Origin of the sequence: Paraliobacillus sp. PM-2 (genome assembly GCF_001368815.1) — a bacterium.
In the GTDB taxonomy this organism is placed as follows: Bacteria; Bacillota; Bacilli; order Bacillales; family Amphibacillaceae; genus Paraliobacillus.
The window spans coordinates 454,918-475,440 of sequence record NZ_CTEI01000002.1 but is presented as its reverse complement, the minus strand read 5'-3'; the positions used below and the strand labels follow the sequence as shown (position 1 = coordinate 475,440).

Annotated in this window: 20 protein-coding genes and 1 other annotated feature; of the genes, 16 read left to right on the top strand and 4 right to left on the bottom strand. The window is 34.1% G+C overall.

Annotation, left to right across the window (positions count from 1 at the left end; all coding sequences use genetic code 11):
• Window positions 1-35 precede the first annotated feature (35 nt).
• From BN1058_RS11230 to pepF, 9 genes are all read left to right on the top strand, one after another.
• Window positions 36-806 carry a M23 family metallopeptidase gene (locus BN1058_RS11230; RefSeq protein ID WP_090857479.1) on the top strand — a complete coding sequence of 257 codons (771 nt, stop codon included), beginning with the start codon at window positions 36-38 and terminating at the stop codon, window positions 804-806.
• The gene (locus tag BN1058_RS11225; protein WP_090857476.1) at window positions 793-1,641 is read left to right on the top strand and encodes a site-2 protease family protein; all 849 of its coding nucleotides are present in this window, start codon (window positions 793-795) and stop codon (window positions 1,639-1,641) included. The genes BN1058_RS11230 and BN1058_RS11225 overlap by 14 nt, the downstream gene beginning before the upstream one ends.
• 18 nt (window positions 1,642-1,659) lie before the next feature.
• Entirely contained in the window at window positions 1,660-3,111 is a 1,452-nt protein-coding gene (locus tag BN1058_RS11220; protein WP_090857474.1) for an Rne/Rng family ribonuclease, read from the top strand.
• 36 nt (window positions 3,112-3,147) lie between these two features.
• Window positions 3,148-3,225 (top strand) — a sequence feature (ribosomal protein L21 leader region).
• Between the two features lie 16 nt (window positions 3,226-3,241).
• Window positions 3,242-3,550, top strand: a complete 309-nt coding sequence (gene rplU / locus BN1058_RS11215) for a 50S ribosomal protein L21 (RefSeq protein ID WP_090857471.1) — start codon at window positions 3,242-3,244, stop codon at window positions 3,548-3,550.
• Between the two features lie 11 nt (window positions 3,551-3,561).
• Window positions 3,562-3,894 carry a ribosomal-processing cysteine protease Prp gene (locus BN1058_RS11210; protein ID WP_090857469.1) on the top strand — a complete coding sequence of 111 codons (333 nt, stop codon included), beginning with the start codon at window positions 3,562-3,564 and terminating at the stop codon, window positions 3,892-3,894.
• Window positions 3,895-3,908: 14 nt separating this feature from the next.
• A complete protein-coding gene (rpmA, locus tag BN1058_RS11205) occupies window positions 3,909-4,205 on the top strand; it encodes a 50S ribosomal protein L27 (protein WP_090857466.1) in 297 nt (98 codons plus the stop codon).
• A gap of 436 nt (window positions 4,206-4,641) precedes the next feature.
• Entirely contained in the window at window positions 4,642-5,334 is a 693-nt protein-coding gene (mecA, locus tag BN1058_RS11200; RefSeq protein ID WP_090857463.1) for an adaptor protein MecA, read from the top strand.
• A gap of 113 nt (window positions 5,335-5,447) precedes the next feature.
• Window positions 5,448-6,605 (top strand): competence protein CoiA, encoded by a 1,158-nt coding sequence (locus BN1058_RS11195; RefSeq protein WP_176694505.1) that lies wholly within the window; start codon window positions 5,448-5,450, stop codon window positions 6,603-6,605.
• Between the two features lie 103 nt (window positions 6,606-6,708).
• Window positions 6,709-8,529 (top strand): oligoendopeptidase F, encoded by a 1,821-nt coding sequence (gene pepF / locus BN1058_RS11190; protein WP_090857457.1) that lies wholly within the window; start codon window positions 6,709-6,711, stop codon window positions 8,527-8,529.
• A gap of 568 nt (window positions 8,530-9,097) precedes the next feature.
• Here the strand turns inward: pepF and BN1058_RS11185 are convergent.
• Both BN1058_RS11185 and BN1058_RS11180 read right to left on the bottom strand, forming a co-directional pair.
• The gene (locus BN1058_RS11185; protein WP_090857454.1) at window positions 9,098-9,976 is read right to left on the bottom strand and encodes a ClpXP adapter SpxH family protein; all 879 of its coding nucleotides are present in this window, start codon (window positions 9,974-9,976) and stop codon (window positions 9,098-9,100) included.
• A gap of 304 nt (window positions 9,977-10,280) precedes the next feature.
• A complete protein-coding gene (locus BN1058_RS11180; protein WP_090857452.1) occupies window positions 10,281-10,856 on the bottom strand; it encodes a CYTH domain-containing protein in 576 nt (191 codons plus the stop codon).
• Window positions 10,857-11,033: 177 nt separating this feature from the next.
• Here BN1058_RS11180 and BN1058_RS11175 point away from each other — a divergent pair, with 177 nt between their 5' ends.
• Genes BN1058_RS11175 through BN1058_RS11165 form a run of 3 tightly spaced genes read left to right on the top strand, consistent with a single transcriptional unit; the run spans window position 11,034 to window position 13,389 of the window.
• Entirely contained in the window at window positions 11,034-11,678 is a 645-nt protein-coding gene (locus tag BN1058_RS11175) for a GTP diphosphokinase (RefSeq protein ID WP_090857449.1), read from the top strand.
• A 3-nt stretch (window positions 11,679-11,681) separates the two neighbouring features.
• Window positions 11,682-12,482, top strand: coding sequence for an NAD kinase (locus BN1058_RS11170; protein WP_090857446.1), 801 nt, complete (start codon window positions 11,682-11,684; stop codon window positions 12,480-12,482).
• Window positions 12,472-13,389 (top strand): RluA family pseudouridine synthase, encoded by a 918-nt coding sequence (locus tag BN1058_RS11165; RefSeq protein ID WP_090858277.1) that lies wholly within the window; start codon window positions 12,472-12,474, stop codon window positions 13,387-13,389. Before BN1058_RS11170 ends, BN1058_RS11165 begins: the two co-directional genes overlap by 11 nt.
• Before the next feature lie 50 nt (window positions 13,390-13,439).
• Here BN1058_RS11165 and prpE read toward each other — a convergent pair whose 3' ends face one another.
• A complete protein-coding gene (gene prpE, locus BN1058_RS11160; RefSeq protein WP_090857443.1) occupies window positions 13,440-14,180 on the bottom strand; it encodes a bis(5'-nucleosyl)-tetraphosphatase PrpE in 741 nt (246 codons plus the stop codon).
• A 27-nt stretch (window positions 14,181-14,207) separates the two neighbouring features.
• Window positions 14,208-15,371, bottom strand: a complete 1,164-nt coding sequence (locus BN1058_RS11155; RefSeq protein ID WP_090857440.1) for an FtsW/RodA/SpoVE family cell cycle protein — start codon at window positions 15,369-15,371, stop codon at window positions 14,208-14,210.
• A 226-nt stretch (window positions 15,372-15,597) separates the two neighbouring features.
• On the opposite strand from BN1058_RS11155, the gene mgtE reads away from it, so the two are divergent.
• From mgtE to BN1058_RS11135, 4 genes are all read left to right on the top strand, one after another.
• Window positions 15,598-16,965, top strand: a complete 1,368-nt coding sequence (mgtE, locus tag BN1058_RS11150; protein WP_090857437.1) for a magnesium transporter — start codon at window positions 15,598-15,600, stop codon at window positions 16,963-16,965.
• A gap of 37 nt (window positions 16,966-17,002) precedes the next feature.
• A complete protein-coding gene (locus BN1058_RS11145) occupies window positions 17,003-18,853 on the top strand; it encodes a monovalent cation:proton antiporter family protein (protein WP_090857434.1) in 1,851 nt (616 codons plus the stop codon).
• 141 nt (window positions 18,854-18,994) lie between these two features.
• Window positions 18,995-19,774 carry an enoyl-ACP reductase FabI gene (gene fabI, locus BN1058_RS11140; protein WP_090857431.1) on the top strand — a complete coding sequence of 260 codons (780 nt, stop codon included), beginning with the start codon at window positions 18,995-18,997 and terminating at the stop codon, window positions 19,772-19,774.
• A 142-nt stretch (window positions 19,775-19,916) separates the two neighbouring features.
• Window positions 19,917-20,507 (top strand): CotO family spore coat protein, encoded by a 591-nt coding sequence (locus BN1058_RS11135; protein ID WP_176694503.1) that lies wholly within the window; start codon window positions 19,917-19,919, stop codon window positions 20,505-20,507.
• Window positions 20,508-20,523 lie beyond the last annotated feature (16 nt).

Here is a 20,523-nt window from a genome sequence, read left to right as displayed (position 1 = left end):
TTGTACAAATCGTTTATGAAGGAAAGTGAAGAATAATGAAAAAAGATGTAGAACATATTAGAAAAGAGATTGCCCGACGTAAACAAAAGAAGTTACCAAATATGTATCGCAAAAATAACCATTCATCAACGTATACTGCAAAACATTTTGTGGATGACGAGGAGAAGCATGGTTACATGCCAACACTTGCTAAATTATCCCAATCATCAAAAGAGGATACCTGGTTCTCTGCTTTTCTTTTGAAATCTATGATTGCTGCAATTATCTTTTTGTTTTTTACAATAAGTCATCAGGTAGATCAAGCATGGTTATCAAAACCAAAGCAATGGGCTACTACTGCTTTAACTGAAGAGTTCCCTTTTGCAACTGTAAATCAATGGTACCAACAACAATTTGGTTCTCCTTTAGCCTTTATTTCAGATAATTCGGTGAACACAACAGAACCAGCTACTGCTTTGCCTGTAAATGGGACAATAAGTGAATCCTTTCAAGTGAATGGACAAGGTATTTTGATTACAGCAAATAATCCGTTAAACGTCTACGCAATGGATGAAGGTACAGTAATTTTTGCAGGTAATGATCGAAAGACAAATAAAACCATTATTGTTCAACATCCTGATAAAAGTAAATCTATTTATGGTAATCTATCTGATATCCATGTAAACCAATATCAATTTATTAAAGCCAATCAAGAAATAGGTAAGTTTGTTCCTTCTGAAGATGAAAAAGAACTATATTTTGCTGTGAAGAAAAATAATCAATATCTTGATCCAGTGCAGGTGATTCGGGTTGATGATGCTTCGTAATTATCTACCGCCAATTGTTATTCATCCAACCTTATGGTTTAGTTTAACTGTCTCTTTACTAACCGGTACAATAATGGAGTTCCTTCTTGTCTTTTCTATTGTGTGCATTCATGAGAGCGGACATTTTTTTGCAGCAACATTCTTTAGATGGAAAATTCGAAAAGTTATGTTATGGATGTTTGGTGGTGTAATGGAAACGGATGAGTATGCTAATCGCCCCTTACATGAAGAAATTATGATAACATTGGCTGGTCCCTTACAACATTGTGGGATATTTTTTTTATTGCAAGGGATGGAACATCTGTCTTTACTTTCTCCTTCCCTTCTAGCCATGGCTTATCAATTTAATTGGACGATTCTTCTGTTTAATTTATTACCCATTTTCCCATTAGACGGGGGTAAATTATTATTAACCATTCTATCTTTTCGATATCCTTTCCGTAAAGCACATACCATGACCATTATTACATCAGTAAGTTTTACATTAGCTTTAATTGGTTTTATGTTATATCAACAAGAAGTTGCGTTTAGTACTTATTTATTATTTACTTTTATCCTATGGGAAAATCGATTAGAATGGAAACAACGTTTTTATGTCTTTATGCGTTTTTTATTAAATCGACAACAAGCTTTATCTTTTAATCAAAAAAAACGACCAATTCTAGTGCCAACTCAAACAAAGTTAATCGATTTATTTAGTCAATTTCATCGAGGATATCAGCATGACATATATGTACAGCATAGCTTAAACACAACAGATGAAAGACAATGTCTTTATACATATTTCACATTAAAACAATACCAAGCAACAGTGGAGGATGTTTGCAAAAATTAGTAGAAATGAGGATCGTATGTGGTTTCCTTTTATATTTTTAATGAAACAACAGAAAAAATTGCAATCGCAATAGAAAACACTCAAATAAAAGAACTGATTATTGATCGTCCAGATCAACCACAGCAAGTTGGAAATATTTATTTAGGAAAGGTAAAAAAGGTTGAGAAAGGATTGCAAGCTGCGTTTATCGATATTGGTGCAGACCAAGATGGATTTTTACAACGAAAAGAACTTCCATTTGATCCAGACACACGAATCGAATCGTTAATTACAGAAGGACAGACGTTACTGGTACAGGTTGTGAAAGATGCTTATGAATCTAAAGGAGCTAGATTAACAGCAAATATTACTTTACCTGGTCAATACCTAATATATTTGCCATATGGTGATAATATAGTGATTTCCAGAAAGTTAACTGCATTGGCGATTGAATCAAAAAAAGAAATGCTTGCTTCTGTGATCGAAAGCAAAGAGGGAATTATTCTTCGAACAGCTGCTTCAGAAGTAGCGGATGACGTGATTAAAACAGAATTCATCATGCTACGATCTCAAATGAATCAATTATTCAATCAGGCTAAATCAAAAAAAGCCCCGTCTCTTCTCTTTGAGGACTCTGTAGCAGAGCGTGTAATTCGTAGCTATTCACCATCAGAAATAAATCAAATCAACGTCGATAGTAGTGTGCTAAGTAAACACTTGAAACAAAAATTTCCAACAATGATTAGTATGATTCATTGGAAAAAATCAATGGAACAAGCATTGCCAATGACTATTGATCAACTTTTTAAACAGCTACTCCATCCAGTTGTCACATTAGAGAATGGTATAACTTTAACGATAGAGGAAACAGAAGCGATGGTTGTCATTGACGTTAATTCTGGTGGTTTTGCAGATCGATATCATCAAGGTAAAACACATGTAAAAACTAACTTGTTTGCTGCAACAGCAATTGCAGAACAAATTAGATTACGCAATTTATCTGGTATTATTATCATTGATTTTATTGATATGAAATCAACAAAAGAACAACAAAAGGTAATCCATGCATTGAGGAAAGTCTTTGCTTTTGATCGTATGAAAACAGTAGTGTACGGATTCACTAAACTGGGATTACTAGAAATAACAAGGAAAAGAGAAGCTCCTTCTATTACTAAATTATTAGGGGGACAACCGAACAGGAAAAAAGTTGCGTATGCACCACTGTCTTTTGTTTTTAGCCTAGAACGAACACTGTATCAATATCAAACATCTGAGGTTGAAGCATTATTGATCCAAGTGGAACCAAAAGTGCTAGAATTATGGTATGAATACATTGATCAGAAAAAGATTGAGATAAATATCAAACAGTCCATTTATTTTGAAAAAACAAAAGGAGTTACCGGTTTTCATATTAAACGGGTTGGAACCCAAGATCTTATTAAATCGTATATGGAAAAGAATAAGGATCGGGTTATTGACAAATTGGTTTAATTCATGATAATATCAATACGTTATTCATCGTAGCACCTGTTGCTACAACCGCACAGAACAGGTAAAGCATAAGTTGTATTTTACAACACCTGTATGGCGAGTCTGAGTTTTTGAAGGAGGTGCAGGTAGTATGTACGCTATTATTGAAACTGGTGGTAAGCAAGTAAAAGTTGAAGAAGGACAAACAGTTTTTGTAGAAAAATTAGAAGCAGAAGCTGGAGAATCAGTGACTTTTGACAAAGTACTTTTCGTTGGTGGTGATGATGTAAAAGTCGGATCTCCATACGTTGATGGTGCAACAGTTGCGGCAAAAGTTGAAAAACAAGGTCGTCAAAAGAAAGTAACTGTATTCAAATACAAACCTAAAAAGAACTACCACCGTAAACAAGGTCATCGTCAGCCATATACAAAAGTAACGATTGAAAAAATCAATGCGTAAGGTTGACTTATATGATTAATGTTACGATTTATCGTAAATCGAATAAGAAAGTTTCAGCTTTTGAGTTGAGCGGACATGCAGAGAGTGGTCCTGCTGGTCATGATTTAGTTTGTGCAGCAGTGTCAGCCGTCTCGTTTGGATCCGTTAATGCTATGATAAAGCTTTGTGAGATTGAGCCAATTATTGACCAGGGTGGCGAGGGTGGTTATCTTTATGTTACGCTTCCTACACAAGTAACAGGTGTCACGTTTGAACGTGTGCAATTATTACTTGAAGGAATGATTGTATCATTAGAAACAATCGCTCGTGATTATGGTCAATATATTACCATCTCTGACAAATAAGGAGGTGCAAACCAATGCTACGTTTAGATTTGCAATTTTTCGCATCTAAAAAAGGTGTGGGTAGTACAAAGAACGGTCGTGACTCTGAATCAAAACGTCTAGGCGCCAAGCGTGCTGATGGCCAATTTGTTTCTGGTGGATCTATTCTTTACCGTCAACGTGGAACAAAAGTTTATCCAGGCGTCAATGTAGGACGTGGTGGAGATGACACACTTTATGCTAAAACAGACGGTGTGGTTCGTTTTGAACGAGTTGGACGTAACCGTAAAAAAGTAAGTGTATATCCATTACCTGCAACAAAAGAAGCATAATATTTACAAAAAAACGCTAACCTAGGGTTAGCGTTTTTTTTATAAATATATGTTGGCTGTATACTAAATGTGGTGGTGCCCCCTTGATCTTTCAAGGCATCAATAGAAGCAAAAAAAGCGAGTGTATTTCCCCTGCGGTTTAGGTACAAGCATTGCTTATAATAAACTTTTTATAAAAGAGATGGTGGAGTGAGAACCACACCACCACATTTGACAGAGAACTTTATATAATAACATGTCAAATAATTGTGATATTTTTTAATAAAAATTAATTTTTTTAGGCATATCTATTTTCAATTACAACTAATTTATCATAGAATAGAATAAAGATCTATATCCATGTTAGATGATTAAGTACTATTTCATTCGGGTAAGGTATAATAGGTGAAGTTATCCCTTCCACCTAATATATTTTAGAAGGGAGAGGTAAAAGCAAATGGAAATCGAAAGAATAAATGAGAACACGGTTAAATTCTATATATCATATATGGATATTGAAAATAGAGGATTTGATCGAGAAGAAATTTGGTACAATCGTGAAAGAAGCGAACAACTTTTTTGGCAAGTAATGGATGAAGTGAATTATACTGATGAAGATTTTAATATAGACGGTCCGCTTTGGATTCAAGTTCAAGCTTTAGATAAAGGTTTAGAAATTGTTGTTACCAAAGCCAAACTTTCAAAGGATGGTCAGAATTTAGAACTGCCTACCGAAGCAGGAAGCACTTTTGATTTACCGATTGATGAAAAGATAGAGTCTTTACTTGATGAAAAGTTTGGTGGCGAATCGGAAAATGATCAAGAAGAAGATATGCTGTATCCAATAGATGAAGATCTAATTTCAATTATTCAATTTGAAGAGTTTGAAGACGTCATACAGTTAAGTCATCAATCAATTGAAATAGAAGGAGTAAAAGATACATTATATCATTATCAAGGAAAATATGTATTATTAGTCCAATTTGATGACTTATATTTAAATGAAGACCAACAAGCAGATATTGAAAGTCAATTATTAGAATATGGACAAGAAACAAACAAGACGATACATTTATTAGAGGAATATGGTAAAGTTATTTTTGATCAAGATGTATTTGAACAAATTCGTAGCTATTTTCCAGAAAAGTGATAAGCTTTCAATGGCGGAAGTTGTCTATACGACAGCTTCTTTTTTTTGGATTAAGAAGGATTATGCAATCTTTTGTCGAATATGTATCCATTAAAACAAAGGAAGGTGAATATATGCTTAAAGCAATTTCGAAAGATGGCCAGATAATTATACTTCCATTATTATCAAGGGATGTGGCTCTAAGCTTAAAATCAAAACATCCATTTTATTGCCCATGCTGCAAAGAAAGGGTAAATATAAGAATAGGCGATAAAAGAATTGCCCATTTTGCTCACCAACGAAAAAGTGCTTGTGCTTTTTCTCAAGGGGAAGGTGAATACCATGAACAAGGAAAAATAGATCTTTATGACTGGCTTCTAGCGCAAGGATATTATGTCGAATTGGAAAAATACTTACCTCAAATTAAACAACGCCCTGATCTCCTTCTATTCCACAATAATAAAAAGATCGCAATTGAATTTCAATGTGCATCTATCCCAATAAAGCAACTAATCTCAAGAACAGCTGGTTATCAAAAACTAGGTATCATTCCTATTTGGGTTTTAGGCGGCAATCGAATGAGGCGTCGCAACCATCAACAATTATATTTAACCCCTACAGAGCATCATTTCATTCATCAATTTAAAGCAAACTTGCCAACTTATTTTTTCTATTATTGTCCGAACAGTAAAAAATTCGCTATTAATCAAAATAGTTGGCTTAATGGGCGAAGAACAGCAATTGGTAACTTATCCTTTCATCCCATTTCTCAACTGAAATTTGTTGATCTATTTAAGATAGCAAATAAAACAAGCGAGGAGAGAGCCACATTGTGGTTAGTTGAAAAAAAACAATTTCGATTATATAACAGTTCTCATCCAAGCAGCAGTGAAAAACAATGGCGTCAATGGTTGTATTTACATCGATATCATCCTACTACCTTACCCTCCATTATTCATTTACCAGTTGTTAGTCAATGGAAAATGATGATTGCACCATGGAATTGGCAAAGCAGATTATGCATTGATTTATTATTAAAGAAAAAACGTGTCACATTTTATGAATGTCAACAATTTTTAACTCGGTACATGATTCCCGATTACAAATTTCCTCTCGTATATGCCAAACACCATCCAATCAAAGAATATTTAAATATATTATTACAACTCCAATATATCCAAGAGATAAGCCATGATACTTTTCAACTACAAATGGATTTAACATCGTATGAATCCCTAGATAAAGCGCTTGAACAGGATAAGTTAATCATGAAACAATTTGCTATATTATAGAAAAAGACACATGAATATTAATTAGTAAGTTATAATAGTAAGTAATAGAGTAATTGGATTACCATCATTAATGGTCGAAAAAGAAGAAGTGGAGGTTTTTTAAATGACAGCGGAAAATCAAAAGTTACAAACAAGGGATCAAGTATCAGTTGAGAAAACATGGCGTTTAGAAGATATATTCTCGACTGATGAGTCATGGGAAATGGAATTAAAGGAATTAAAAAAAGAAATTCCAAAAATTCAGGATTATCAAGGGAAATTAGCAGAAGAAGCAATTAACTTGTATGACTTGCTAGTATTACAGGATGAGATTTCAGAGCGAATTGGTAAGTTGTATACATATGCCCATATGCGCTATGATCAAGACACAACGAATTCATTTTATCAAGCGTTAAATGCAAAAGCAGAAAACCTATTAACTTTAGCTGCAAGTAAGATGAGTTTTATTGTACCAGAGATTTTACAAATAGAAGAGTCAAAGCTGGAGCAGTTTTTTAAAGACGTTCCTAAATTAGAGCACTATCGTCAAGCTTTAGCAGAAATCACCCGTAGACGAGATCATGTGTTATCAAAGAAAGAGGAAGCACTATTAGCGGAAGTATCTGAAGTAACGGATAATGCTTCGCAAACGTTTGGCATGTTAAATAATGCAGATCTTACGTTTCCAACCATTGAAGACGATAAAGGAAATAAAGTAGAGTTAACACATGGTCGCTATCTTAATTTTTTAGAATCCGATCAGCAATCAGTGCGTAAGAATGCATTTAAAGCAATGTATAATACGTACGGAAATTTTATTAATACATTCGCTTCAACATTATCCGGCGCAGTCAAAAAACATAATTTTAATGCAAAGGTTAGAAAATATCAATCTGCTCGTGAAGCGGCTTTAGATAATAATAAAATTCCAGAAAAAGTTTATGATAATTTAGTTGAAACAATTAATGATCGAATCGATCTCCTTCACCGATATGTATCTTTACGTAAGCGAGTTTTAGATGTAGAAGAATTGCATATGTACGACTTGTATACACCACTAATTAAAGATGTTTCAATGAAATATAGTTATGAAGAGGCACAAGCACATGTCTTAAAAGGATTGGCACCATTAGGTGAAGAATATGTTTCAAGATTGAAAGAAGGCTTTGAAAACCGGTGGATTGATGTAGAAGAGAATAAAGGGAAACGTAGCGGTGCCTATTCTTCCGGTACGTATGGAACAAATCCATATGTCCTAATGAATTGGCAGGATAACTTAAATAATTTATTTACTTTAGCCCATGAATTGGGACATTCATTACACAGTTATTACACACGAGAAAACCAAGCTTTTCGTTATGGCGATTATTCTATTTTTGTGGCTGAAGTAGCCTCTACCTGTAATGAGGCTTTGTTAAATGAATATTTGATAAATCAGACAAATGATGATAAAGAAAAATTATTTTTATTGAATCATTTTCTTGAAGGATTCAGAGGAACTGTTTTCCGCCAGACAATGTTTGCCGAATTCGAACACCTTATTCATAAACAAGCACAAGACGGAGAGGCTTTAACACCAGATAAATTAACCGAAATGTATTATACGCTGAATAAAAAATATTTTGGTGAAGAAATTACCATTGATGAAGAAATCGGTTTAGAATGGGCAAGAATACCTCATTTTTACTATAATTATTATGTATACCAATACGCAACAGGATATGCTGCTGCGCAATCACTTGCGTCTCAGATATTAACAGAAAAAGAACCAGCTGTTGAGCGATATCTTGGCTTCCTTAAGGCTGGAAGTAGTGATTATCCTATTGAAGTATTAAAACAAGCTGGGGTAGATATGACAGAAAAAACACCGATCATGCAAGCATTGAAGGTGTTTGAAGAAAAACTTGATGAAATGGAACAATTATTAGATAAAGTTGAACAATAAAATTAAGACGGAGTTGCCTGTTAAAGACAACTCCGTTTTATCTTCCACGATAAGTATGCCGATGAGTGAAGGAAAATAAGGTTAGATAGATACAAACAAATAAAAATGGTAAGGTAATAATTTTTGAAATGAGCTCCATTAATCCAAATAAATTAACAACAAAAGCAATACAAGTTAAAAAAAGAAAGATCCAAGGTGAATAATGACGCAAATGTGCAACCTCCTTTGGATTGAAAAATATATTACGAAATAAATACTAATTTTTAATTTAATTTATGTATCGAACAACAGAAGTAGAACTTTGACATTTTTGTGAAACCGCATAGCTAACCATTGCACCACATAGAAATACTTGGTATATTCTAAATGTGAGATGTTTAACAAACAAAACCCCTTTGTTTGACCTGAAACTTTCTCCCATCCCCCCCTTGTCTAGAAATAGACTAGGTGAAGCGAGTGTACATTAATGTACACTCGCTTTTTTTATGTTTAAATCTAGACATGGGTAACAGTTTCTTTGAAAAGTATAATAAAATGGAGGATGCTGATTGTAACAGTATCCTCCACTTTATTTCGCGTATTCCCAAAATGATCCATGTTTAACTGGAATTTCATGGACTAATTGTTTTAGTTGTAATTTCTTTAATTCCTTTATTGCGTGTTCTATGGACCAGTCAAATACAACAGCAACTTCTTTTGTTGCAACAAAGCGGAAATGTGCAATAAATTCCTCTAATGAGGGTTTTTCAACAGGTTTTACTTCTTTCTGTAGTATTTCTTTTAGTACCTTCACATAAACTTCATATGGGTATATACCAGAGAGCTTTAATCCCTCGTCATCACCAGCTTGATTGAAAAAAACGATAGAAGGAAAATAATCAACTTCCATCTCTTTGACTAACTTTAAATCACACTGTAACGCCTTTTTTGCTGAGTTAGAATATAGATCCTTTTTAAATTCTACAACGTCTAATTGTGCTTCATCAGCACAGGCAATTAAATTTTCTTCAGTAGTGATATCTCGTTTATTTAAAAAAGCACACTCTTGAACTTTTCGTAAATATTTCTTTCCTGCCTTTTTCCCTTGAAGTTCTGCTGCTTTAATCGCTATTGGGAGAATAGAGGGATAGTGTACAGGTTTTTCTAGCCATAAATCACCATCACAACACATCCCAGTCAAGCTGCTAGTCTTTTCCCATTGTTTTTTTAACTCTTTCTTATTGAATTTTTCTTGGTTTAAAGTAGATAGTTGATTACTTAATATTGGACGAATGGTAAAAAATCGACCATATTCCATCACTAATTTTTTTAATAATGGTTCAAGTGACCAACATTCTGGACATAAGGGATTAATAAAGAGATATATTTCTATTGGTTTTCTAAGAAGATCAAAGTAGCCAAACTGTGCCGTAGCATGATCGGATGATCCAGATACATTCCAGCTCACATCGATTCTCCTTTCTCATTTTCAGGTGTATTCATCATAGGATGTGGTTTCTTTGTTTAATTATAAGTTAGCAGTAGGATTCTTTATTAACAACAAATCTGGATGTTATATAAATTTGAAGTATCAAGTTACATTTAGGATACCCATGTTTTTCAATAAATACTGACCAGTGTATTGAAAGATAAACTTTTGATGTGACAGCCTATCTACTTATTTATTCATAACTCTATCTAATAACTTATTCTAACAGCATTGTTTGAAATTGGGCAACTTATCTGTTTAAGGAATAGGATTACGTGATAAATTACTTTTGTAACGTATGGTAAAAACGTTCAATTTTATTTGGCGTATGCTTTATGGATATATCCAAGATCTCTGCTAACTCTTTCATTATTGTTTCACTTGTTAACTTAGATGATGATTCAATTTCCAATTCGTAATCCGAATAACCGTTAAATTTACTAAAATCGATAACTACTAGTCCATTTTTATATGGTACCTCGAAGCGGTGTGTTTCTAAGGAACCCATGTATTGTATTGTTGTTCTATCAACTTTTAATTGTTTTAATTGTTTTCCGACATTTGGTTTATCAATGATTTGATCGTTTGTCGCTTGTTTTGCTTCTGTTTCCGTTAATTGATCATGCGTTTCTAATAAGCCTTCATGATAAGGTTGTTTTAATGTTAGTGTCCATTGCCCGTTTTTTTCCCGAATGCGTAATGCCGATCCGGTATTTTTTAAATGAAAATCTGGTGTTTCAAAATAATAATTCACTTGTTTTTTTGGTACCTCTGTATCTAAATTAAAATAGTGAATTAGATCTTTATACTCTTGTTTAGTTAATAAATTTTTACTTTCCATTTCTATTTCTTGAACCATTAGATCAACTCCCGATTACTAGTGCTATTTGCTATATATTAGTATAGAGGATGACTTGAGTAAATGTCGAATAATATATGCGTAAATCTGTAATGAAGTTATTATAATGCTTTTAAACAAACATATGATACAATGATGATAAAATAAGAATTAATTGACATGGAGGCGGTGTCCGATTTGAATTGGGAAACATTTCTCGCACCTTATATACAAGTAGTTGAAGAATTAAAAGTAAAATTAAAGGGGATAAGAGCACAATACGAATATGAGTCTAAGCATTCCCCCATTGAATTTGTTACTGCAAGAGTAAAGCCTATCTCAAGTATTATTGATAAGGCAAAACGGAAAAATATATTGCTTGATAAAATAGAAGAAGAGATGCAAGATATTGCTGGTGTTCGTGTTGTCTGTCAATTTGTTGATGACATTTACACGATTGTTACCATGTTACGAGAAAGAAATGATTTTGAGATTGTTGAAGAAAAAGATTACATAGAACATAAAAAGGAAAGTGGTTATCGGTCTTATCACATGATTATTCGTTATCCTGTTGCTACTATTAAAGGTGAAAAGCAGGTCATTGCGGAGATTCAAATTCGAACATTAGCTATGAATTTTTGGGCAACAAATGAGCATTCTTTAAATTACAAATACCAAGGCCGAATTCCATCACATATTAAATCAAAATTAAAACGTGCGGCAGAAGCAGCTTTTCAATTAGATGAAGAAATGGCTATGATTAAAGATGAAGTCCAAGAGGCACAACGCATTTTTAATCAATACAAACTTACACATAAGCATAAAGGAGGAGGCAGTTCATAGCTCATGAAGTTTTCTATTACATCAAAAGGTGATCACAAATCTGAAAGTATTAAAGCATTAATACGTCAATATTTAACTGATTTTGATTTAGAATACGATGAACAAGCGCCTGATTTGGCAATATCAGTAGGTGGAGATGGGACTTTTTTGCAGTCTTTTCACAATTACAGCCACCGATTAAACAAAACTGCATTTATTGGTGTGCATACAGGTCATTTAGGTTTTTATGCTGACTGGGTTCCGGAAGAAATTGAAAAATTAGTAATTGATATTGCAAAAAATCCATATCAAATTGTGGAATACCCTTTATTAGCTATGACAATTCATACAAAAAACAAGAAATCGAAGCGATATTTAGCTTTAAATGAATCATCAATTAAAAAAGTAGAAGGATCTGTTGTATTAGATGTGAATATTAAGGGGGAGCAGTTTGAACGTTTTAGAGGTGATGGACTGTGTATTTCCACTCCCTCTGGTAGTACAGCTTATAACAAAGCATTGGGTGGAGCGATTATTCATCCTTCTCTAGCTTCTGTACAAATTACAGAGATGTCATCCATTAATAACCGAGTATATCGAACAATTGGCTCCCCTTTGATATTACCAAAACATCATGTATGTGAATTTAAACCAGTAGAGGAGAACCAAAGTTTCTTATTGACGATCGATCATATTACTAAGAGTGTAGTCAATATTGAGTCGATTGAATACCAAGTAGCAGAGGAAAAAATTCGATTTGCAAGATTTAGGTCTTTTCCATTTTGGAAGCGGGTTCGTGATTCCTTTATATCTGATGAACGATAAGAAAGATGAAAAGGTGAAGAGAATAGTGAAGTGGCAAGTAACAAATGAAGAAAGTGGTTTATTACTAAGAGAATACCTAAAAGATACAAAGGGGTTTTCTCGACGTATTATTAAAGCAATTAAGTTTCAGTCTGGAAGTCTGTTAGTAAATGGGGAATGTGCGACTGTTCGCCGAGTATTACACGAAAATGATATAGTAGAGGTTGTTTTTCCTAAAGAACATCGGGGATCGTTTATGCGAGCAGAGCCAGTATGTTTAAATATTGTCTATGAGGATGATGATGTATTAGTTATTGACAAAATGGCAGGGATGGCAACTATACCATCCATTCATCATACAAAAGGAACACTCGCCAATGGCATATTGTATCATTATGAAAAAAATCAAATAGATTTTACGGTACATATTGTCACTAGGCTAGATCGAGATACTTCCGGATTGGTATTAGTAGCAAAGCATCGACTTAGTCATTCTATCCTTGCAATGGATCAAAAACAAGGTAAGATAGAACGACGGTATCAAGCGATTGTATCTGGACATTTACAAGAAAAGCAAGGGAGAATTGATGCACCGATAGCCAGAAATCCAGCGTCTATTATCGAACGAAGGGTAGATATTTCGGGGAAACGAGCCATCACGCATTATCACGTATTGGAAGAGACAAATTCTGATTCTTTGTTGCACATAAGGTTAGAAACAGGGAGGACGCACCAAATTCGTGTTCATTTTTCACATCTTGGTCATCCGTTAGTTGGTGATGAGTTGTATGGTGGTAAAACAGATGTTTTGCATCGCCAAGCCTTACATTGTGTATCTTTATCATTTATCCATCCAATTACGAAAGAGAAACATACATTTACTTCTAAGTTACCAGCAGATATGCAAAAATTACTCCCAGCGAAATGAGCAAAATGCTTTCGCTGGGAGTAATTATTTGAACCAAAATCGAACGTTCTTTATGCAAAATAGCTAAACTTTTCTTCAATATAAGGTTGATTAGAATTAACACTAACAGTTGTTTCTTCTGGTAGGCGAAAAGCTGTTAGTTTATTTCCGAACACACACCCGGTATCGATGTTAATGGTTTTATGAACGATACGAGGTTCTTTAACTGGGGTATGACCATAAACTATCCAATTATCCCCATGATATGCTTGTGCCCAGTCTCGCCTTACTGGCCTACCATCCTCATGTGTCTCACCGGTAATGTCACCATAAAAAACAAATGTCGCTGTTTTTTTATCCTGACGACCGATCAGGTCTTCACGAATACCTGCATGGGCGATAACTGCTTGATATTTGTGAAGCACTAAGTACAATGGTGCTTCTTCATATAATTGCATAAACTTATCTTTTATTTCATTTTGTTTAGAAGTAGATAGGCTGTTATATTCTGCAACTGTTGTTTCTAAACCATGCTTTACTTTAACGTTATTTCCCCGGAAATAGCGATATAACTTATTGCAATGATTGCCAGGTACATATGCAGCAACCTTTTTTTGTACGACCATTTCATATACCAGTTCAATCATTTTAATGGAAGCTGGACCTCGATCCGTAATATCTCCTAAAAATATGACTTTTCGTCCCTCTGGATGGGTAGGGATATCTGCCTCTATTGTATAACCGAGTTCCTTAAATAAATCAAGTAATTCTTCATAACAACCATGTACATCACCAATAATATCAATACTCATATAGAAGCCTCCGCGTTGTTAAATTATTTATGAATCAAACATATATACTTTGGTCCGATAATGAATATTTAATACAATTCCTATTGTGATTAGATAGGTTAAGGTTGAACTACCACCATAGCTAATAAACGGTAGGGGAACACCGGTAATCGGTAATAAATTGATGGACATACCTATATTTTGGAATATTTGGTAAGTGAACATACCGATCATACCTGTGATTAGATAAGTTCCAAATGGATCATTGCTTTGAAGTCCGATATGAATTAAGCGATAAATTAATATAAAAAATAATATTAACAATACGCTCGAACCAATAAAACCAAATTGTTCCGCTATTGCAGAAAAAATGAAATCCGTTTGTCGCTCAGGTATGTGAGATACTTCAAATCCTCCTATACCTTTCCCAGACAGTTGTCCTGATCCAATTGCTTTTAAGTTTTCTATTAACTGATACGCATCACCTTGAGCGTTGCTATTCGGGTTTAACCAGCCATTAATTCTACTTTCAATATGTCCAAATTTATTATCTTCAGCAAATTGCTCAACTTGTTCAGGAAATGTTAAGTACAATATAACTAATGAACCAATGGTCAACATAGCTAAACCTAATAATGAAAATATAATCCGCCATTGTATACCTGAAACAAGTATGGTACTAATGACGATTGAAGCAAGCACCAGAGCACTTCCGAAATCAGGTTGTAGGGCAATTAATACGATTGGTGGAAAAGAAATGAAGGCAATTTTACTTAACAACCATAAATCATGCTTCATAGAGTAAGCTTTGAATTTTTCTTTATGCATGACAATTATATGAGCTAATATAATGATCAAAAAAACCTTCATAAATTCGGCTGGCTGAAGTGAAATGAATCCTAAATCAAACCAGCCCCATGTTCCGTTAACTTCATTAGCAATCCCTGGTGGAATATGTAACTGTAGCATTACTAACATTAAAACACCAAAACCGTATAATATCCAAGAAACCTGCCGTAAACGATCGTAATCAATTAGCATAATGACACCAATTACGATTGAACCCCCTATATACCAAACAAGTTGCTTTATATAAAAGGATTCTTTTAAAAACGGCTCTAGTGTATATAAAGTAAATATGCTAGTTATTCCTAACAAAATAATAATTGAAATTAATGTATAATCTATTTTAGGTGATGTATTCTTTTCCATCGTGCATCATTCTCTTTTCTTTTATAATAATAAATGAAACTCTATTGCTTAGTTTACCTTAAAATGTTTTATTTTTTAAGTATTGTTTTTTAAAAAAACAACTACACGTAATATCCAACAGAATTAGTAAAGCATAACTATACTCATCGATTCAGCTTTATGAATTGACAAATTACTTGTTGACGATTACTATAATACGGTCTAGGCGATAAAGGAGGGAACAAAGATGGAACATTTAGAGCAAAAAGAACGAGAACAATTGTGGGAAAAAATTCAGGATGCACTTTTTAATGAGCACATTGATGAATTTCGTGCGGAATTTTTAGAAATACATCCATATGATCAAGCAAAAATATTCGAAGAACAAACAGAAGATATTCGATTTTTAATCTACACCTATTTATCGCCTGAAGAAGTTGCTGATGTGATGGAGCATGTAGATGAAGAACTCACTGAGCAATTCATTATTGAAATGAATCCAACGTTTGCTGCACAAGTGTTAGCAGAAATGGCTACAGATGATGCGGTTGATATATTAAATGAATTAGATATAAATAAGGTAGCAAGTTTTTTAACTATGATGGAACAAGAGGCTGCTGAGGAAATTAAAACACTTCTTCATTACGAGGAGAAAACTGCTGGTAGTATTATGACAACAGAATTTGTTGTTATTCATACTGAGCAAACAGTAAAACAAGCGATGCGTCATTTAAGAAAAGAAGCACCTGAAGCAGAAACCATTTATTATATTTATGTAGTTGACAAAGATAAACGTTTAGTTGGTGTTATTTCATTACGTGACTTAATTATAGCAGAAGGTGATTGGTTGATCTCTGATGTCATGAGTGATCGGGTTGTTTCTGTGCCAGTAGGTGAAAATCAAGAAGATATTGCACAAATGATGCGAGACTATGACTTTCTAGCGTTACCAGTAGTCGATTTTCAAGATCATTTATTAGGGATTATAACTGTTGATGATATTATGGACGTCATGGATCAAGAAGCAAATGATGATTATTCGAAGTTAGCTGGGGTTTCTGATATGGAACGTTCCGGTGATAACGCGCTTATTTCAGCGAAAAAAAGATTACCATGGCTTATTATCTTATTATTCTTAGGCTTATTTACTGCAAGTATTATTGGCAGATTTGAAGCAACTTTAGATAAAGTTGCTATTCTCGCTATTTTCATTCCTTTAATTGCAGGAATGGCTGGAAATACAGGGACTCAGGCACTTGCAGTGGCGGTTCGAGGGATTGCTACAGGTGAAATTGAAAAACAAGGAAAATGGAAAATTATTATGCGAGAAGCGATGACCGGTTTGATTACAGGAATAACCTGTGGGATAGTGATAACGATTGTGGTATACGTTTGGCAAGGTTCCTTGTATCTTGGTATTTTAGTCGGAATATCCATTATGGCTACCTTAATCGTGGCAACTATTGCGGGTGCGTTAGTTCCTTTGGTGATGGATCGATTTAATATTGATCCAGCTGTTGCATCAGGGCCATTTATTACTACAATAAATGATATTATATCCGTTATGATTTATTTTGGTTTAGCAACCGCATTTATGAATTTACTATTACAATAAGAATGAGACAAAAATAGAGAAGGGGAGGTTGACTACATTGGAAGCACATCCTGAGTCAGTTAGCTCGCTTGTTATTGTTATTAGTGCCGCCTTCATTACACCAATTCTCATGCATCGATTGCGTTTAAATGTCATTCCAGTTGTTGTTGCTGAGATTATTGTGGGGTTAATTATTGGACAAAGCGGCTTTAATATAGTTGAAGAAAGTAATTGGTTAGAAACATTATCTACATTGGGTTTTATCTTTTTAATGTTTTTGAGCGGACTTGAAATTGATTTTTCTCTTTTTACTAGGAAAAAGAAGAAGCGTAGCAATGATTATGATACCGGTCCTAATCCAGTTTTAATTGCGATTTTAGTATTTAGTGGTATTATCCTACTATCATTCGGTATGTCTTATTTGTTTGTACTGGCTGGATTTATTGATAATGTATTTTTAATGACATTAATCATTTCCACTATCTCACTGGGCGTTGTAGTACCAACCTTAAAAGAAGCACATGCAATGAAAAGTCCAGTAGGTCAAACCATTCTTTTAATCGCAGTTATTGCCGATTTGGTAACAATGATTTTACTAGCAGTATTTGTCTCGATTTATGGAGATGGATCAGGGAATATGTGGCTGTTACTGATTCTGTTTGCGGTAGGTATTGTATTATATTTTGTTGGAAGACATTTCAAAAACCAGTCATTTCTTGAAGCGATGTCAAAAGGGACCATTCAAATTGGAACAAGAGCTATATTTACACTTATCATCTTTTTGGTAGCACTATCTGAGTCAGTTGGAGCTGAGAATATCTTAGGGGCCTTTATTGCAGGAGCACTTGTGTCATTACTAGCGCCGAATCAAGATTTGGTACAAAAATTGGATAGCTTCGGTTATGGCTTTCTTATTCCTATCTTTTTTGTAATGATTGGTGTAGATATTAATCTTTGGTCATTATTTGGAGATCCAATGGTATTAATGTTGATTCCATTGCTATTAATTGCTTTGTTACTCTCTAAACTAATACCTGTAGCCATTTTGAAAAAATGGTATGATACCCGGACAGTTGTTGGGGCTGGAATGATTTTAACTTCAACATTATCATTGGTTATTGCAGCTGCTGCAATTGGAGAGAGAATTGGTGTAATTGATAGCCAAATGGAAAGTGCATTAATACTTGTTGCGGTGTTAACTTGTATTATTACACCTCCATTTTTTAAGAAATTATATATCCACGAGGAAGAAGCAATTCCAAAACAAATTGTATCTTTTATTGGCTCTAATCAAGCTACATTACCTGTTGTTCGTGAATTAGACCAAGAATTATTTGAATCTCATTTATACCATACCCGTTTGGATAAAATTGATGAAAAAATCACTCGATCTGTATTTGACATAAGAGAGTTAGAATCCTATCAAATAAACGAATTACAGGAGTTAGGTGTATTTGACTCGGATATTGTTGTTGTTTCAACTGGTAATGAGGAGATTAACAAAGATATCGCATGCTTTGCTAAGCACAATGGTGTAGAACGTGTCATTGCTAGAGCAGAAATTTCAGACATTGATAAACAATTAAAGGAAAATGGGGTTGAGGTGTTTTCTTTCTTGTTATCAACAAAAACATTGCTTAAAGCGATGATCGAGTCACCAAATGTGGTAGACATTCTGACTAATCAAGAAAGTGCGTTATATGAAATCCAGATGAATAATTCTGTTTATGATGGAATTATGCTTCGAGAATTTCCATTTACCGGTGATGTCATTATGGTTCGTATCTTTAGAGAGGATGACTCAATTGTGCCACACGGTGATACACGATTACGCTTAGGTGATAATTTGGTTGTTACTGGATCAACAGAATATGTAGAAGAACTACAAGGGTTGTTAGAATTTAGCTAATTTATTCAAAGATCTACTCGTATTTGAATTAGAGTAGGTCTTTTTACTTTTCAGTTGATAATAATTGAGTTTCTAGTTAAATTAAGCTAAAATAAGATCAGATACTAATAACAACCTATAATGCTATTAGGAGGATAATAAATGAATTTTTCGTTAGAAGGCCGTACATATGTAATTATGGGTGTGGCAAATAAGAGAAGTATTGCATGGGGAATAGCGCGCTCGTTGCATCAAGCAGGTGCTCGTTTAATTTTCACTTATGCAAATGACCGCTTTAAAAAACCAGTAGAAGATTTAGTTGCTACACTTGAAGGACAAGATGCATTATTCTATGAGTGTGATGTAACTAGTGATGAAGCAGTGCAACAAACATTTGATCAAATAAAAGAAGACGTTGGAACAATACATGGATTAGCGCACTGTATTGCATTTGCACAAAAAGATGATCTAAAAGGTGAGTTTGTTGATACAAGTCGTGATGGCTATTTACTTGCACACAATATCAGTGCCTACTCATTAGTTGCTGTTGCACGTGCAGCACAACCATTAATGACAGAAGGTGGCGGTATTGTTACATTGACTTATCTTGGTGGCGAGCGAGTGGTGCAAAATTACAATGTCATGGGTGTTGCGAAAGCAAGTCTTGATGCGAGTATGAAGTATTTAGCAAATGATCTTGGTCAACATGGTGTACGTGTTAATGCAATCTCTGCTGGACCTATCCGCACATTATCTGCTAAAGGTGTAGGTGACTTTAATACTATTTTGAAAGATATCGAAGAGAAAGCACCATTACGCCGTACTGTAACACAAGAAGAGGTGGGAGATACAGCTTATTATCTTCTTAGTGACCTGTCACGAGGAGTAACAGGTGAGATTATTCATGTTGATTCTGGATATAATATTTTAGGATTGTCATAGGAAACAAACTAAGCTTAGCATGATTTATTCTGCTAAGCTTTTTTATTTATACGAGTACTGAGTCTTGATTAATTAATGGGCACACCTTAATCCTTTCGTTCATATATTAACGTGGAGAATGTTTTTGAGGAGGAAACTAACTGTGTCCAGAAAAAAGAGAAATTCTAAAAGACGACCAATGTTATATATTGATCAACCTGATTTAGAAGCGCCAACTCCTAACATGCAAGAAGATTACCACACGCCCAAACAAACGAAACGATCTACAACTAATATTGAAAGACCTATTAAACGTCCAAAGTCAAAAAAAGGAGCAAAAAAGAATAACACATCTATAGAAGAAGACGAATTTGATACGTTTTTTGAGGATGAAAAAAATGAAACAGTTGATGCATTTAATGAAGAGGATAATGAATCAAAGGATCAAAACGAAGGAAATGATATTCAGGTAGAAGAAGAGATAAGTGATGATAATGTAGGAATCGAAACAAATCGATCTGAAGAAAAGGTTCCTTTTACTGAGATGTCACTTATTGAACAAGTTGACTATTTAGCTGCATCTCCAGGGTTTATGCCAAAATTAAAATGTGAAATTATAACAAAAGACGAACGCCTAAAGGGTATTATCAGAAAGCGTAGTGAAGAAACTGTATATATAGAGACATTTAGACGGCCAAGATACCATCAAGTCTCGCTAGACGATATTAAATCTATACGACTATTAGGATTTTAAAATGAACGAAATGAAA